This window comes from Bacillus paranthracis (genome assembly GCF_001883995.1).
Taxonomy (GTDB): Bacteria; Bacillota; Bacilli; order Bacillales; family Bacillaceae_G; genus Bacillus_A; species Bacillus_A paranthracis.
The window spans coordinates 74,643-91,846 of record NZ_MACE01000081.1; the positions used below are offsets into that span (position 1 = coordinate 74,643).

The 17,204-nt window shown below is 33.3% G+C and carries 10 protein-coding genes and 3 pseudogenes; 3 read left to right on the forward strand and 10 right to left on the reverse strand.

The window, feature by feature from the left end; genetic code table 11:
- The first annotated feature begins 360 nt into the window (after positions 1-360).
- Entirely contained in the window at positions 361-807 is a 447-nt protein-coding gene (locus BAQ46_RS26720) for a GNAT family N-acetyltransferase (protein ID WP_071743140.1), read from the forward strand.
- 560 nt (positions 808-1,367) lie between these two features.
- Positions 1,368-2,879 carry an FAD-dependent oxidoreductase gene (locus tag BAQ46_RS26725; RefSeq protein ID WP_249024570.1) on the forward strand — a complete coding sequence of 504 codons (1,512 nt, stop codon included), beginning with the start codon at positions 1,368-1,370 and terminating at the stop codon, positions 2,877-2,879.
- 310 nt (positions 2,880-3,189) lie between these two features.
- On the opposite strand, the gene BAQ46_RS26730 is transcribed toward BAQ46_RS26725, so the two are convergent.
- The 9 genes and pseudogenes from BAQ46_RS26730 to BAQ46_RS26770 form a co-directional block, all read right to left on the reverse strand.
- Positions 3,190-4,518, reverse strand: coding sequence for an MATE family efflux transporter (locus tag BAQ46_RS26730; RefSeq protein WP_218952603.1), 1,329 nt, complete (start codon positions 4,516-4,518; stop codon positions 3,190-3,192).
- A gap of 878 nt (positions 4,519-5,396) precedes the next feature.
- Positions 5,397-5,498 (reverse strand): annotated as a pseudogene (locus tag BAQ46_RS26735) (alpha/beta-type small acid-soluble spore protein); the annotation flags it as partial.
- A gap of 859 nt (positions 5,499-6,357) precedes the next feature.
- Complete coding sequence (gene aimA, locus BAQ46_RS26740) at positions 6,358-7,944, reverse strand: glutamate/serine transporter AimA (RefSeq protein WP_071743144.1); 1,587 nt, start codon at positions 7,942-7,944, stop codon at positions 6,358-6,360.
- Between the two features lie 808 nt (positions 7,945-8,752).
- A pseudogene (locus BAQ46_RS26745) lies at positions 8,753-10,341 on the reverse strand (bifunctional metallophosphatase/5'-nucleotidase).
- Positions 10,342-11,028: 687 nt separating this feature from the next.
- The gene (locus tag BAQ46_RS26750; RefSeq protein WP_071743146.1) at positions 11,029-12,669 is read right to left on the reverse strand and encodes a catalase; all 1,641 of its coding nucleotides are present in this window, start codon (positions 12,667-12,669) and stop codon (positions 11,029-11,031) included.
- Positions 12,670-13,019: 350 nt separating this feature from the next.
- Positions 13,020-13,970, reverse strand: a complete 951-nt coding sequence (locus BAQ46_RS26755) for a magnesium transporter CorA family protein (protein ID WP_046199414.1) — start codon at positions 13,968-13,970, stop codon at positions 13,020-13,022.
- A 456-nt stretch (positions 13,971-14,426) separates the two neighbouring features.
- Positions 14,427-15,452, reverse strand: coding sequence for a ParM/StbA family protein (locus tag BAQ46_RS26760; protein ID WP_061130831.1), 1,026 nt, complete (start codon positions 15,450-15,452; stop codon positions 14,427-14,429).
- Between the two features lie 35 nt (positions 15,453-15,487).
- On the reverse strand, positions 15,488-15,880 hold the full coding sequence (locus tag BAQ46_RS26765; RefSeq protein WP_061130830.1) for a hypothetical protein: 393 nt from the start codon (positions 15,878-15,880) through the stop codon (positions 15,488-15,490).
- A 75-nt stretch (positions 15,881-15,955) separates the two neighbouring features.
- Positions 15,956-16,342 carry a YflT domain-containing protein gene (locus BAQ46_RS26770; protein WP_000549422.1) on the reverse strand — a complete coding sequence of 129 codons (387 nt, stop codon included), beginning with the start codon at positions 16,340-16,342 and terminating at the stop codon, positions 15,956-15,958.
- Between the two features lie 132 nt (positions 16,343-16,474).
- On the opposite strand from BAQ46_RS26770, the gene BAQ46_RS31255 reads away from it, so the two are divergent.
- Positions 16,475-16,573: an acyl dehydratase gene (locus tag BAQ46_RS31255; RefSeq protein WP_080445125.1), complete on the forward strand. Its 99-nt coding sequence runs from the start codon at positions 16,475-16,477 to the stop codon at positions 16,571-16,573.
- Between the two features lie 106 nt (positions 16,574-16,679).
- Here the strand turns inward: BAQ46_RS31255 and BAQ46_RS26780 are convergent.
- Positions 16,680-16,972 (reverse strand): annotated as a pseudogene (locus tag BAQ46_RS26780) (alpha/beta hydrolase); the annotation flags it as partial.
- Positions 16,973-17,204: the final 232 nt, after the last annotated feature.

Consider the following 17,204-nt stretch of genomic DNA (forward strand, 5'->3'; position numbering starts at 1 on the left):
CCTTATCTCCCCTTTTTGATGATATAAAGGGCATATTTATAATGAAAAAAACATCTTCTGATAGTGAAAGAGCAATTAAGGAACCGTTAAATGACAATAAACTATTCCGTTAAAGAGCCATTTAATGGAATAACCGTTACTAAGTTAACAGTGAAATTGGATATGGATAATAAGGTCTTCAAAAAAATATAGAGGAAAGAATATAATTATATTGAGTATAGTGTTTTTAACTATACCTTTAAGGAGGCGTTGTCGATGAGAAATTATTTCTATTTGATTGGGCGAAAAAATAAGGGGATAACGTTCCAATAGCCCATAAACTACGTGGTTCCCCTTTAATATTAGAAGGAGAGTATCAGATTGAAAAAAATTTATTTAAAGCCAATTGACAAAAATAATTGGGAAGAAGCAATTAGATTATCTGTTAAAAAAGAACAACAAACATTGATTGCATCCAACCTTTATTCTATCGCAGAAGTTCAATTTCTAGATGATTTCTATGCAAAAGGTATTTATCTTGATGAAACAATGATAGGATTTACTATGTTTGGGATAGATTCTGATGATAATAATTATTGGATTTATAGACTTATGATTGATAAAAATTTTCAAGGGAAAGGTATAGGTAAGCAAGCTATACATCTAGTTATTGATGAGATAAGAAGAAATAATAACGCAAACATTTCTATAATAATGATTGGATATGCTCCTGAAAACTTTACAGCTAAATTTTTATATAAAAAAGTAGGATTTATTGAAACTGAATTATCATCTTGGGGTGAACAGTTAGCTAAGTATTCTTTATGAGCATTTGAATTCTCCACATTAACTTTTAAACTTATTAAAGAAAAGAATCTAATAGTGTAGTCATGCAGATAGGAAATGATCAAACTTTTTTATAAAAGAATAAAACAACTGAAAGTATTAAGAGCGTGTTTTGATTTACCTTTTTCAAAACACACTCTTTTCTATGATTGTTTATCAAGATTATGTAGTATGAATTGGATTAAACTTTATTTAAGGGCAACACAATGTCTAGAATAGAGAAGAAATACCCTCCGAGTTATAAAGCAAACACAAGAATTATCTTGTTTCACCATGTAGATCTTCTACTTTTTATCCTTCTGAACATGATAATTAATTAAAGATATTTGCTATAGACAAATTACTTTTATTCACACAAAATTACATCTAAATTGAACATGCCATCCAACCACAATTTGCTGTTTTCTAAACTCAAAGTTTACCTCTCTAATAAATGGAAATAATAGATCTATAAACCATTGGATGGAGGATTTATATTGACAAATAACAATAATTACGATGGAATATTACCCCATAATGTCGAATCTTATTGAACGAGCAGTATCGATTTACCAAAATACCCTTCCTTAGAAAATGACATGCAGGTCGATGTTATTATTGTAGGAGGAGGAATTACTGGCATTACTTCTGCCTATCTTTTAGTAAATGAAGGTCTAAAAGTCGCTGTTATAGAGGCAGACAAATTATTAAATGGAACGACTGGACATACGACAGCTAAAATTACTGCTCAACATGATATGATTTATGAAGAGCTTATCAAATATACCGGAAGAACTACCGCAAGATTGTATTACGAAGCAAACATCGATGCTTTAAAATTCATTCAAACTACAATTAATAAACATCAAATCGATTGCGATTTCACTCAACAAGATGCTTATCTGTATGCCACAACAGAAGAATATGCATATAAGTTAGAAAAAGAAGCAGAAGCTTATAAAGAGCTTCATATTGAAGGCGAGCTTGTAAACAAACTTCCTATTGATTTAAAAATACATAATGCACTTGTTATGAGAAATCAGGCACAATTCCATCCACTTAAATATTTAGCCCATCTTTCAAATATAATTACAGAAAAAGGTGGATACATCTTTGAAAATACCACAGCAGTAAATATAAAAACAGGCGAGCAACCTGTGGTTCTTACCCGTGGAGGAGCTCAAATTACAGGGAAGTATATTCTCTCTTGTTCCCATTTCCCTTTTTATGAAGGTGCAGGACTTTACTCTACAAGAATGCATGCAGACCGATCTTATATAATTGCTGCTAAGACAAGAACAAATTATCCAGGTGGTATGTATATTAGTGTAGATGAACCGACACGTTCTCTCCGTTCCACAACAATTAATGGAGAAGAATTCATTCTTATCTCTGGAGAAAGTCATAAAACGGGACAAGGCGGCGAAACATTAAAACATTATGAAGCACTAGAAATATTCGGACAACAAGTTTTCGGCCTTGAAAATATCCCATATCGTTGGTCAGCACAAGATTTAATTACACTAGACAAAATTCCTTATATCGGTGAAATCACATCTGATCAAAAAAACATATTAATTGCCACTGGATACAGAAAATGGGGTATGACTAATGGAACTGCAGCTGCTCTTTTATTCCGAGATATCATATTAAAAGAAAAGAACAAATTTCGGGAATTATATACTCCCTCCCGTTTCCATATGAATCCAAGTTTAAAGAACTTCTTAGTCGAAAATGCCAATGTTGTTGGTCACTTAATTAAAGGAAAGTTAGAGATTCCACAAAAATGTATTCGTGATTTATCTAACGATGAAGGGGCTGTCGTTGATATTGATGGACATAGAAAAGGAGCTTATAAAGATGCAGAAGGTAAGCTTCATATTGTAGATACAACTTGTACCCATATTGGATGTGAAGTTGAATGGAACAATGGAGAACGTTCTTGGGATTGTCCGTGCCATGGTTCGCGATTCTCATATACAGGAGAAGTACTTGAAGGGCCTGCTGAGAAACCATTACAAAAATACGATTATAAAATGATAGATAACCTTACTTCAGAAGACTCTGGTTACTAATTAAATTTATGTAAGCCAAAACAGCTACATAGCATGTAGCTGTTTTGACTTTTTTAACTCCTTATTGTCCGTAATCTCAAATCGAAATATAATCTGTCCTATTCCTATTAATTCAAGAAATATATTCTTCCCCAACATGAAAAATTGAGTTGAACTTCTAAAGATAACTATGAAAGGATGAAATTGAATTTACAATTACAACCAACATACTCCCGTTTGAGGGTAACTCGGTTTTATTCGTTTGATGATGTTATAGTCATACTCCTAAAACTGACAACTTATAAGAGAATATCATTTTTCACCTTCCATTCTAACTAACAAGTCTTGAAATTCGTTTCTTCTTCCATGAAAGTTTATAATATCCATATTGCAAAAGTAAACTTGCAATAAATGCTGCTGGATATCCAATCCATATTCCTTTTATACCAAGATTTGTATGATAAGAAAGATAATAAGCAACAGGGACTTCTACAAGCCATATTGATACGACACCGATAATAGTGGGCCATAATACAGTTCCACTTGCTCGCATTGTCGCACCAATAATTTGAGCATGACCGAAAATTAAGTAACTCCAAAGTGTAATCATCACCAAACTATGCGCAATTTCAACTGTATTCGTGTTCGTTAAGAATAATGATAAGATTTCTCTTGAAAACAAGTAAATAAAAGCAATTAATATACCACCAATTATATAATTCATAATAATTCCAGCACGAATAACTTCCTCTAATCGGTTAAATTGTTTCCCACCAATAGATTGCGCAGCAAAAATAGATACCGTAATTCCAAGACTAACCGCAGGCATCTGAACATAACTTGCAACCTGGTTTACAACCCCATATGCAGCAGTCGCATCAGAACCGAAACGATTCACAAATGCGATTACCGCAATCTCAGATAACGAAACGAGAATCATATTAATACTCGCTGGAATTCCAAGGCGTAATAATAGTTTTAATAAATCCCAATCCATACGAAGATATTTCCGTACAGTCTCATCTAATTGCAGTGGATGATTCTTCTTCTTCAAATACATAAGCATAACAATAAATGTTACAACGGTCGAGATAACAGAAGCATAGGCAGCTCCGTACACACCAAGTTTGGGTATTCCTAGCCAACCAAAAATTAGAATAGGTAATAGAATTATATTTAAGACTGTACTAACAATTAAGAAATAAAACGGTGTCTTAGAATCTCCTGTACCTCGTATAAACGTTGTATAGGAGAAATATAGAAATAAAACTGGCATAGAAATAAATAAAATACGCGCATAATGCACACTCATATCAATTATATTCTCTGGCGTACCCATAAAACGCATAATGTTCAGAGCAAATACATTTCCCGCTATTGCCAAAATAACGCCTATTATAAAGGTAAATGTTAACGTCGTACCAACAATGGCTTTTAAACGATCTTCATTACGGGCTCCAAATGCCTGACCAATTAAAATCGAACTACCCGATCCAATCCCAATTACAAACGAAACAAGTAAAAAGAATAATGGAAAAAATGCTGAAATGGCAGCTAATTCATTCACACCAAGCCATCGTCCAACTACCACCATACCAAATAATTGTCCAACTGATTGTAATATGTTACTTAAAAGCAAGGGAACTAGAAACATAGACATTGATTTCCATGTTGCTCTCTCTCCCTTTTCTTGATTTTTTAATTTTTTACTTTTTTGAATACTATCTATCGATGATTTCACATTTGATTTCTCCTTTTATTTGGAGGAATTATGTTATTCCGAGAATAATACGTTAAAAATAAAAAAAGAAATTTTTAAATTAACGTTATTATCTTATCCATAGATTTCCCCCTACGTAATAATGATTTTTGAGAATTTGTTTATCTATTCATTCTTTCTACCATTTATCTCTTTCCCCCAAAAATTTTGATATAAACGAAATGAAGCTTTTCCCTTATAAAAACCTATTCTGATATTTCTTCTAAGCAATAGTAAACAGCTTCCCTACCCCTTCAAGTTAACTCTTCAACATCTACGGCAGTTAAATTAATTTGCGTTGCATCATTTATTTTAATAAAATTATTTATATTATTAAATGTAATAAACAATTAGGAAGCGAAATTGGTATAAAACATGTCTTTTGTTATGTTTTTAACATCGTGAATACTTAATAATTAATATTAGACCCTTTTTGCTTTATTTGTTAGAGCAATTAACATAGATTACTGTTTTCACTTATGTTGTATATTTTTTTAAAGATGTGTCCAAAATATAACTAACCTGTTTTAGAACAAATTGGTTACCGAGTAGTTAGCTTTTGCTAACTACTTTTTATTATTAAATATGTTCTCATCAAAATAATGAATTTTTAACTATTAGCTCAGTTCTTTCTATCTAGAAGAGTAGTTTGTACTTTTACTTAAAATTCCTTGAAAACTATTTGAGCATAGATTTTTCCCATTAAAAAAGGAGAGATTATAATCCCTCCTTCTAATCCATACACTATATAATTAGCGAGTGAATCGACCATCAAGTTATATATTGAAATTTTGTGCGATTTTATATTTCATTTGATCGATTGCACTTTCAGCATCACGAACTAATAATTCGTTACGGCTTCCACTATTATTGTTTGCTATTATTACGTATACTCATTAAATTCCATGTCCATACTATTTAGCAACGGTAGTCCATGCCATTCGGATTGACCTCCAGCACATGATAAATTTATAACCGTTCCTATAATTAGGAACGGTTATATTTCATTTAACTGTCCTTTTTAGTTAAATGAACTGTTTTTTTATAAGTATTACACTATATAGTGTCTTCTGTTCAAGATACATTTTCATTTAATTTACCTTCACCATTTAATACATACTTTTCACGTAATAGTTTTTGGTATACATTCATACCATTAACCCATAATTTTTATTTCAAATTCCGTTAAAGTACTTGAAGCGCTAATAAAGTGAAACTTTAATCAGTGGGGATTTTCTTCATCCCCCACTGATTATTAGTTGAACCAATCGGACTTTAATGGGCAGCCCACTCCCCATTAAAGCGGGATAAACGTTTGTTCAGAAAGTTGTCTAGATTTTTTTGGATTCATTCACTCTGTCTTCCAACAGAGCTACATCGCTTATCCCATGCAATATAGAATTTCATGCATTTTCTCTATGAATAAAACGCAACATTCCGTTAGTAATGCAAATACAGTTTTTGTTTTCCCTTCTTACTCGAAGGCTTAGCAATTAACTTTTATTAACTACTCTTTTATGTTTCATACAAATACGACCCACGTTTTCTCGATACTATATAAGACTTTAAAAAGTCAGCTTTGAATATTTTCCCAACTCTAGCTCCCTTGGTCGAGAGTTGAGCAGTTAGCCTTTGCTAGCTGCTCCTGTTACTTAAAGAAATCATTTAACTATACTTTCTAAATACATACAAATTCTTTATTCCTCAAATAAATCATTTTTTCTAATTTATGTATATTATTCAACTAATTCTACCATTAATCTTCTGTGCTACCTGTAGATCTTTTGTTTTAAATCCACTATTTATAGCCCATCTATAAAATAGAAATGAAACAATTGAAATAAGTACCATATCCCATCCATAAGTTATAATATTTAACCCACCAAATTTTTCACTTCCAATGTACGATATACAAATCATAAATAATAAATACCCCACAATCCATAATCCAGCTAAAAAATTCTTCTTAAATCCAACCCATTTTATTTTTAATTGATAATAAAAATATATAGGTAAGCCCATAAGTATAATAAACATTACTTCTCCTGTTAATGGCCACCTTGCCCAATATAATGTTAATGATGCAAAAATGAACCCTAAAGGTGCGATAATGTTTAATCCCTTTATATAGAAAGGACGATGAAAATTAGGTGCAGTTTTTCTCAGAGTCATTACTGTTATTGGTCCAGTAACATATGAAATTAATGTAGCTACTGAAATCACTTCAGCTAAAACACCCCATCCTTTAAATAAAAATAAAAAAACAAAACAAATCATTAAATTAAACATCATGGCAAATCTAGGCACACCATATGTAGGATGTAATTTCCCAAAAACTTTAGGGAAATATCCATTCTTCTCCATTCCGTACAGCATGCGTGATGTGGTTGCCATATAAGTAGTACCTGTCCCCGAAGGAGATACAAAAGCATCTAAATATAATACAATAACTAACCAATTAATATTTAGTGCTATTGCTAAATCAGCAAATGGTGAATTGAAATTTAAATTTGACCATCCGTTAATTATCATATTAGGATTTACAGCGCCGATAAACGCAATTTGTAATAATACATATATTATAGTTGAAATTAAAATAGATCCTACAACTGCCCGAGGAATGGATTTCCCTGGGTTCTTTGCTTCACCAGCCATATTAATTGGACTCTGAAAACCATTGAATGCAAAAATAACACCGGATGTTGCCATAGCAGTTAATACATTTGACCAATTAGATACATGAAAGTCCTGATGACTAGTAAAGTTTTCTCCATGAAATCCAACGAATAGCAATGCACCAATTGTAAGACCAGGAATTATGATTTTAAATATAGTAATTAGAGAATTTACTTTTGCAAATAGACTAACAGTCCAATAGTTTAAAAAGAAATATATAATAATAAGTAAAGAAGCAGCTGCAAGACCTTTTGAAGTCAACATCCCATTGTCTACTAAATCCTTGGCCCAACTTGCCCACTCCCAAGGCCATGAACTCATATATTGTATTGAGGCTATAGCTTCAACTGGAATAACTGAGACGATGGCTATCCAATTCGCCCATGCAGCAATAAATCCTACGAAATCTCCATGTGAGTATTGAGTATATTTTACCATTCCGCCAGCCTCCGGAATCATAGCTCCTAACTCGCTATATGGTAAGGCAATAAATAATATTACAATCATTCCTAAGAACCAAGAAAAGATAGCGGCCCCTCCTGATATTTTAGCAGCCTTCCATGCACCAAATAACCAGCCAGACCCTAAAATCGAGCCAATCCCAGTCATTGTGAGTGCAAAGGTTCCTAGCTTGCGTTTCATATTTTTCATTTTCCACACGTCCCTCGTTTACAAAATAAATAGGATTTTTTTATTTATTAACCATTTATTCATGTATACTAGCCCCCTTTTTATTTAAAGTAAGAATACAAATTTTATAGACTCATTCACCATAAAATTCATCTCCAATCAACTCTTTATATTGTATGTATACCCTTTATAATTCTCTCTAAACCTGAAATTTTTAACTATATTTGTTACGGAAAAACATCATAATCTGGTATGCCTCTATATTAAGAATATTTCAGTTCTAATAGACGAAAGTTCATCTTGTCTATGGTCTTAATTTGATAGGCGATACTACTCCCAGATGCACTCAAGCTAGATAAGGAACTGAAGGAAACTATTATAGAAATTTCTACATTTCTTTCGAAACATATGGCTCCCTTCTTACCAAAAACTCAACTCTAATTTAGTGAATTGATTAAGTGTATTGGGAGACTTTTATTGAGATAAATCTTCGGCAAATAATGACACCCCTTGTTTTTTATGCATATTCCTAAAAAGTATGTCACTCTTTCCCATTAATTAAGAAAATGCTAACGTGCTTTTAATCTCTAGAATAGTCCCAACTCTTAAGTTGATGGATGTGTGGCCGTACTCCATTGCTATCAAACAAAACAATGATAGTTACGGATGAATTAGCAATTATACGAATTTCATTTTTTTCGGCATTCTACATCTAGACGGTATACCTATTAGCCACGGTAAAACTCTATTTCAAATCAAAAAAATAGATTACCTGCACACAAAAAAGTATAGTGCATAGGTAATCTATTTTTTTGAGATTAATAAAAACCTAATTTATTTTTTGAATTCTTCCATCAATAATAGACTGAATTGGTTCTTTTGATTTTTTTATGTAATCTACTAATGCTTCAAAATCAGTTGGTCCTGTTTCAGCATCTTTACCGTTTTTAAAGGATACAAATCCATCTCCACCTGAAGCTAAAAATGCGTTCGCAACGACGCTGTAAGTTTTAGAAGGAATAATTTCTTCTCCATTTGTTAGGCGAATACTTGTTACTTTTTCTCCATTAGGTTTGTTTGCATCCCAAGTGTATTGGATCCCTGAAATTTGAAGCATTCTTGTTATGTCTTTTTGCCATTGTTGATTTAAAATATCACGAATATCTTGACCCGTTAAATTTACTTTTATTAATTGATTTCCGAATGGTTGAATACCATATATCTCTCCCCATGTAATATCACCAGCATCTAAGTCATTACGAATACCACCAGGATTCATAAGTGCAATTTGAGATTGCATTGTTGCACGCTGGGCATCAGCAACTAAATTTCCAAGAGTAGATTCACCAGCCGTATTTAGTTTGCGATCTAGCGGAGCAATAGACTTACCTACAACTTCATTAACAAGAGGTGCGATTTTTGCTTGATATTTCTCCATCTTCTTCTTTATTTTTTTATCAGGCTCCATGCCTTCATGGTAAGTTGTAACAATTTCTGCTTTTTTCTCAACAATATCTTGTGTTTTACGATCAATCTTTACATCAACATCAGCAAAAGCCATACCGTAAGAATTTGCTTGTACGACAAGTTTATTATTAACAGTTCCATTTACATAAGTGTGGCTATGCCCACCAAAAATAACATCGACTTCTGGATCAGTCTCATTTGCTAATCGGACGATATCACCATTTGTTACGCCGTTCCCATCTGTTGTCCCCCCGTTATGTGCAAGAACAACGATAGATTTAACACCTAGTTTTTTTAATTGCTTTACGGATTTGTTAATAGCTTCAACTTCATCTGTAATTTCTACATTTTTTAGCATAGTAGGCATAACAAGATTAGGCACATCCGTTGTTACGACTCCGATAAATCCAACAGGAACTCCTTGTACCTTTTTTATAGTGAATGGTGGTAAAAATAAACGACCGGTGGATTTATTATAGAAATTTGCGGCAACATATGGGAATTTTGCTCCTTTAAATTTCCCTGTTTTCTCATGGTATCCACCATAAATAAGGCGGTTCATTTCTTCAACACCTTCATCAAATTCATGATTTCCTATCGTTCCAACATCGAATTTTAAATCATTTAGAAATTCAATGGTAGGTTCGTCTTGTAATAATGCTGAAACAGGAGTACTTGCTCCAACAACATCGCCAGCATGTACTTTTAATGTATTCGGATTTTGTTTTTCACGATCACGTAAATAAGCCCCTAAGTACTCGATTCCCCCTGCATCTTTATTGTTAATTTTTTTACTGTGTCTAGTTGCCCATGAAAATCGTTAATCCCGAGCATTTGTACATCTATGTAGCGGTTTGGTTCTGTACTTGCTTGGGCTGAAGGTACAGCGAATACACTAGTAAAAGTAACTGTACTTATTGCTAAAGCAACTGGAATGATTTTTTTCAACATAAAATTTCTCTCCCCTAATTAAAATCTTACATAATACAATGTTATTTTAATATATTAAGAGGATTATTTCTATAAAAATTCTACTAATTATAAAAATTAATAAGATTTTATCATTTCCCAACAAAACACTTCTTCTTCAAAAATTTGAAGATGTAAAACAACAATTTTAAGAGGAGATGATTATTCGTAGGTGGTAGTCTACACTTTTGGATTAGGATATAAAGGCCCTCTCTCAACTTAAGAAACTTCACTACACAAACAAGAACATGTACATTTCTTTGTTTTGAGAATTATTCAAAACATTATCTTGATAGTAATATAGCAATCCACCTAAGAAACCTAAAAAACTCTAATCCATAAATTTTAGCTGTTAAGAAGAATATTCAATTCGAAACGAATGGATATTTATAAACTTAACTCAATATCACCATTTAAAAATGAATAAAAATTTCGTTATGGAAGATTTCGATTCTTTAAATTGGTTACAGTGGTGCACTACGCCGCATTCAAAAAGATGCTCCTGGATTTATCCAAGAGCATCTTTTTGAAACTTTATTTTTTATTTGTTTATGAACTATCTTATGATATTTAGTACTTCTCATATAAAAAAAACATTTTAACAATCATATGGAAGGCTACCTAACTATTTTCACGGAAGCTCTAGGTATTCTACTGTGCTCACTTCAATTAATAAGGATCGGATTCATGGCTTTTCTTTACTGCATCTTTTGTTGCTTCGTTTGCAGCTAATGAACCTTGGCCATATTTTGATTTACTTACTTCGCGGCCTGGAAGTTTGTTTTCCGTTTTAGCTTCTTTCATTTTCTTTTCAATACCTTCTTTAACACGACGGCCATAATCTTCATCAGCTTGTGTGAAGTGTTCAATCATCGCATTCTGAATTCTTTTGTCACATACTGCAAGTGCTTCAGATAGATTTTTAACCAACTCATTTCGTTCCCACTCCTCAAAACTACGATACGTGTGACCTGCTTGACCATAATTATTAGGACGATCGATTGGTGCACTCATAGCAGCCGCATTGTAAGTTGGTTGGTGTGGATGGTGCTTTTCTTGTTTTGCATCTTTATAACCACCCAGCATAGATGGCTCATAGTTAATATGCGGATTTTCTCCAGACTCTTTCGGATTACGCATATCCATTTGACCACGATGTTGATTTGTACGAACAGGTGCTTTAGGTGCATTAACAGGTAATTGTAGATAGTTTGCACCAACGCGGTAACGTTGCGTATCTGAATAAGAGAAAGTACGACCTTGTAGCATTTTATCGTCTGAGAAGTCCATGCCATCAACAAGTACTCCTGTACCAAAAGCAGCTTGTTCAATCTCTGAATTGTAATCAACTGGATTACGATCAAGAACCATACGTCCTACTGGTAACCATGGGAACTGCTCCTCTGGCCAAAGCTTCGTATCATCAAGAGGATCAAAATCGAGTTCTGGATGATAATCATCCTCCATAATTTGTACAAATAGCTCCCACTCTGGATAATCTTTGCGCTCAATTGCTTCATATAAATCTTGTGTTGCATGACTAACATTCATTGCTTGAATACTGTTTGCATCTTCTTGTGTTAAATTTCGAATTCCCTGCTTCGGCTCCCAGTGATATTTCACCAATACCGCTTCGCCTTTTTCATTTACCCATTTATAAGTGTTTACACCAGATCCCTGCATATGGCGATATGTTGCTGGAATACCCCATGGAGAAAATAAAAATGTAATCATATGCGTTGCCTCCGGGGTACGAGAAACAAAATCAAACATTCTCTGAGGATTCGCCACATTCGAAACCGGATCAACCTTAAACGCATGAATCATATCTGGGAACTTCATCGCATCACGAATAAAGAAAATTTTTAAATTATTCCCTACTAAATCCCAGTTACCATCTTCCGTATACATTTTCACTGCAAAGCCTCGTGGATCCCTTGCTGTTTCTGGTGAGTCCTTAGCTCCAGCTACTGTAGAAAAACGAACCATTAACGGCGTTTTTTTACCAGCCCCTGAAAATACTTTCGCACGAGTATATTTTTCTACCGGCTCATCTCCAACTTTTCCATACGTTTCAAAATACCCAAATGCTCCAGCTCCTCGCGCATGTACTACACGTTCCGGAACCTCTTCTCGATCAAAATGAGAAATTTTTTCGATGAAGTGATAATTTTCAAGTGTTGCTGGACCACGATTCCCAATTGTTCGGATATTTTGATTATCCTTCACAGGGTGCCCCTGTCGTGTTGTCAATGTCTCACGTTTCATGTCTTGTTCCTCTAGAGAATTCATGTCCTGGTTTTCTTCCATAATTGAAAACCTCCTCAAAATTATTCACCTTTAGGTATTTCCATTTATTAGAAAAAATATGATGGAATTGCAAATTATTTATCATGTATCAATTAACAATGATATAGTTTTAATCAGTCCTTTAAGAATAATAGGAATGCTTCATGTGTTAATTTCCCACTATATTCAAATGGTACAGTTGCATCTGAATCATCATCAATAACAAGGGTAGGTATATTAATCTTGGCTAAATCGCCTCTGAAGTCTGTTTTGCTGAAAGCAGCGATATCTCTATTGTAAAATCGAAATGATACTATCCCAATTAATAAATATTACTAACTATATATCTATCATATATTTTATAAACAAGATTAATTAGATTTAAAAAAAGATTTCTTTTTCTTTACTCGTAATAAATCACCTGTCCATCCTTTCACTCTCATATACAAATACATACCACCTGTTGTAAAAATGATAAATAAGAGAGCGATTAAATAGCTATATTTCCATTCTAGTTCAGGCATATATTTAAAATTCATCCCCCACAATGCTCCTAAGGCCGTCAAAGGCGTACTTACAGCAGTTAATACAGTAAGAGCTTTCATAATCTCATTCCCACGATGTGAAGAAACAACTTCTTGTAAATGAATCATCGTGTCCAATTCTTCTTGGTACTCTTTAACAAGTTGTAATCCACGCTCTAATTTTACGTTTGTTTGCTTATAACAAAGAGTGTTTGTTAAGTTTTCTAACCAAGCTTCTTTCAGGCCTTGTAACACTTCTTGTATTAAGCGAAACACATGTGTGTTCATAAATAATTCATGACGAATATGATAAATTCTTTCTAAAACTGCTATGTTATTATGATGATAAAAATCCCATAATACATTTCTGAAATTGTTTTCGAAATAGTCAACCTTTCGCAAGTAGTGAGATATAAACATTGATAAAATAGCACATAATCCTTCAGCGGAACTATTACAATTTTTCGCACTAAAAGAGGCCTTATGTATTAATTTCTGAAAGTCCCCTTCCTCTTTTTCCTGAACCGTTATGAGTATTCCATGAGCTACGAAATAATGAAGAAATTTTTGAATTTTGGCGTCCTTTTTATCTTGATCATATAAAAACGAACCATATACACAAGTTTGACTTGATGATAACGTATAAACATATAATCCATTTTCACAAGGAGAACTTATTTTCTTTACAAATTGAGAGAAATAAGATGTTACATCACGAGGAATTATAGAAGAAAGTTTTTCAAGCTCACTAGTTTTCACATGATACCAACTCCATTTCGGCATTTTTATGCATTCCATATTATTCTTCCTTTCTAAATAGTTTTATGTTTGATCGAATCATATCCGTAATATGAAATTTGTATGTAGGTATTCATGTCTTGGAGGAAAAGTTTTTAGATCAACTAAATTACAAAATAAAGTGAAACTTTAATCAGTGGGGGTTTTCTTCATGCCCCACTGATTATTAGCCCTCACCAATCGGACTTTTATGGGAGCCCGACCCCCACCTAAATTCTTTGCTTTCGCTGAATTTTGAGGTGGGGGTCTTACTGCCCATTAAAGCGGGATAAATGGCATAGGAGGTCTTATTCTATTAAAAGGAAGACCCCCTATATATTAGCTATTTTTATTCGCAATTTTAAACATTTCCTCTATATAAGCACTTTTTATCTTTTCTTATAAAGCATTTTTATATGTGGAAAAGAAGCTACATAATTTGGCACGTCTATTCAAAGAACTCCATTTCGGTCGTTATTATAACTTAGATTCATATACAGATTGATTAGTGATGTCGTCAAATACTTGACTTCCAATCATATAATATCCATGAAGTGCAGCCTCTTTCGAAGCGTCTACCATACGGAAAGAAGAAATTTCACCTTGTATTTTTTCAATTCGTTTTTTGTGGAGATCTACTATTCCTCCTGTCCAAATAATAGTATCGTACTGTTCTAATTTAAATTGTTCTTGTAATACACGCATAACGTCTTGGAAGTGTGCATCCAACTCTTTTTGAATTAAAGTATGAACCTGACTTGTCTGAGGATCTTCTTCTCGACCTCCATATCCTTTTTCTAATATGTTTGGCATATCGTTAATATGCAATTGATTACTTTCCCCCGCATGATTCTGCACGATATTCTTAATATTTTTCAAAGGCTTGCTACATCCTAGCTCTGTCTCATAATGATTTAAAATGACATTCTGTTTCATATCTGTCATTTCTAATGTACGAAATCCACCATCAATAATTAAAATACGATCTCGCTCCTGAATGATTCCCTCTTTTAAGAAATAAGCATGTAAAGCGACCGGTTGCTGAAGAATCAAAGCATTTTCCACCGTAATAGTAATAAATTTTCCATCAATTTGCACAGAAGTTTCTTTTTTTAGTGCACGTTGTAATTGCTCATGCTGACTACCAAAACAAGTAACGGGAAGCCCAGTAACAACTAAAGGTAACACGACATTTTCTTTATAATCCTTTGCAATGCAACCAAATATTTGTTGTTTAAACCGTTCGCTTTCATAATAATTTTCTATTTCTTCGTCAAATGGAGGAAGCAATGAAGCGTCAGATTGATGCGCTTCATTTCCCATATAGTATGCAAAGTCTAAATCTATAAAACTTACCTTTGTTAAATCTTCACTTTCATCATGATTAGGTACAGGGGCTAGTGTGGAAGCTTCACTCTTAATCGTCACCTCAGAATCTACATCCTGTCGATATGCCCGCTTAGTAAAACCAATTCCTACATCAATTGCATACAGAGATTTCATACTTTCTTCCTCACTTTCTCTTTTTAGAATTAAATTTAAGCACTCTCTTCTTTCCTATATTTCTTTTCATTTTTCGTTTTTTCTCCGTCTATGTCCTTACTGTTTTGATTTATTTCGTTATCCTTTTCATCTGTTTTCTTTTTGTTCGTTTCGTTTTCTGTTAAGTCTTTAATGGTAGAAATGACAACTGGTGTGGCTGTAAGCAGTTGTGGTAATGTTTGTTTTGCAACATTAGCTGCAGTTACAGAGAATTGTTTACTTGTTTCGGTTACCTTCTCCAATGTTTCCTTTATGTTTCCTTCTTGCAATTTTTCTTTTACGCTTTTTCCTTTTGTTTGTATCGCTTTCCGATTTTCCTTTTTTAATAAGGAGACTATAACTCCAGTCGTAATCCCAATCATAGCGTATTTAAATATTGTATGTTTCATTTTTTCTCACCCTTCTCCACTTTTATTTTCTTCCATGCTACAAGCTAAAATAATTACCTTACCTATTGCAATCTATTAGAGAGAATGATAGTTTTGCGGTTGCCTATCACTCGCCGTTAGTGTTTCATCTGTTACTAGGAGTAAAATTCTCCCTTGATCTAGTTTTTCTTCATATAAGTTAGCTTCCTCCTTCGACAACCCCATTTCTTCCATTTGATTTCGGAGCTCGTCCCCTTTTTTGGAGAAAAAGTTGATAATACTTGTGCCCAATCCTTGTTCTTTTACTCCAATCGTATTTATATTTGTATCATCCGCAATCTTTTTTGTTATATGTTTTTCATGTGTTAAGACGTAAATGTCATCTTGGTGAATCCCTTGCAATTCTAGCTCTTTTACTTTCATAACTACTTCCTGTTCATTATCATATTCATGAACCACCGGTTTTCTTTCATTCTTATGCATCGTATTTTTCCTCCTTTAGATTTTTTATTTAGTTGTTATGTAATATGTAATACACCTATTTTAAAGATGTTAAACCTAAATTTTCAAAAAATTTCACACGATTGATTATTAATGTTTTTGAATATTAAAGAGATGTCACGAGCACTTTCCTTTGATAGCAGTGTTACAAATAACGATTTGTGTAAAAGGCATGTCCCTTATTTTATAGAAAATTTCTATTTAGAAAAATAAAAAACACTCCTTTTCAAAGAGTGTTTTTAAAAAATATAACCTAATAGTAATGTTTCTATTTTAATCGCAGAAAGAAAGTCTTTATTAAAACATATGGTTGCTAATTTTATTGCAATCTTCCTTGCACCCAAGCAGCAATATCATTTATAACATACTCGGGGATATTAGCAGGACATAATATTCATCTGGTTTACTTATTTCCCCATCACCCTCTGTAAAGAAATGATTTAACTTTGGATATAGTCGATAATCAACGTTACCTCGTTCTTTTAGTTGTTCTTTCCAAAGAGGGATTTCGATTTTCGATTGAACTTGATAGTCTCGTTCTCCTTGAATAATAAAAAGCGGTGTCTTTTGTTCTTTTGACATTTCCACTGCTTTCATTTTACGTATAGAATCCTTACTTCACAGGATTTTTTTGCTGTTTTCATTATATCCTTACTATACAAATGAAAATATACAATCATACTAAATATACAAACTTTGCATAAAAAAATGATTTTATAGTATCTTTTTAATATCCATGTCCGCCTTGCCAGCCACCATGTCCGCCTTGCCAACCACCGTGTCCGCCCGGCCAACCACCATGTCCGCCTTGCCAACCGCCGTGTCCGCCTTGCCAACCACCATG

What these genes read in the sequence shown, in the direction of transcription:
- BAQ46_RS26750 (WP_071743146.1), bottom strand. Translation starts at nt 12,669, where the DNA reads ATGGAAGAAAACCAGGACATGAATTCTCTAGAGGAACAAGACATGAAA.
- BAQ46_RS26730 (WP_218952603.1), bottom strand. Translation starts at nt 4,518, where the DNA reads ATGTCTATGTTTCTAGTTCCCTTGCTTTTAAGTAACATATTACAATCA.
- BAQ46_RS26770 (WP_000549422.1), bottom strand. Translation starts at nt 16,342, where the DNA reads ATGCATAAGAATGAAAGAAAACCGGTGGTTCATGAATATGATAATGAA.
- BAQ46_RS31255 (WP_080445125.1), top strand. Translation starts at nt 16,475, where the DNA reads ATGTCACGAGCACTTTCCTTTGATAGCAGTGTTACAAATAACGATTTG.
- BAQ46_RS26760 (WP_061130831.1), bottom strand. Translation starts at nt 15,452, where the DNA reads ATGAAATCTCTGTATGCAATTGATGTAGGAATTGGTTTTACTAAGCGG.
- aimA (WP_071743144.1), bottom strand. Translation starts at nt 7,944, where the DNA reads ATGAAAAATATGAAACGCAAGCTAGGAACCTTTGCACTCACAATGACT.
- BAQ46_RS26755 (WP_046199414.1), bottom strand. Translation starts at nt 13,970, where the DNA reads ATGGAATGCATAAAAATGCCGAAATGGAGTTGGTATCATGTGAAAACT.
- BAQ46_RS26765 (WP_061130830.1), bottom strand. Translation starts at nt 15,880, where the DNA reads ATGAAACATACAATATTTAAATACGCTATGATTGGGATTACGACTGGA.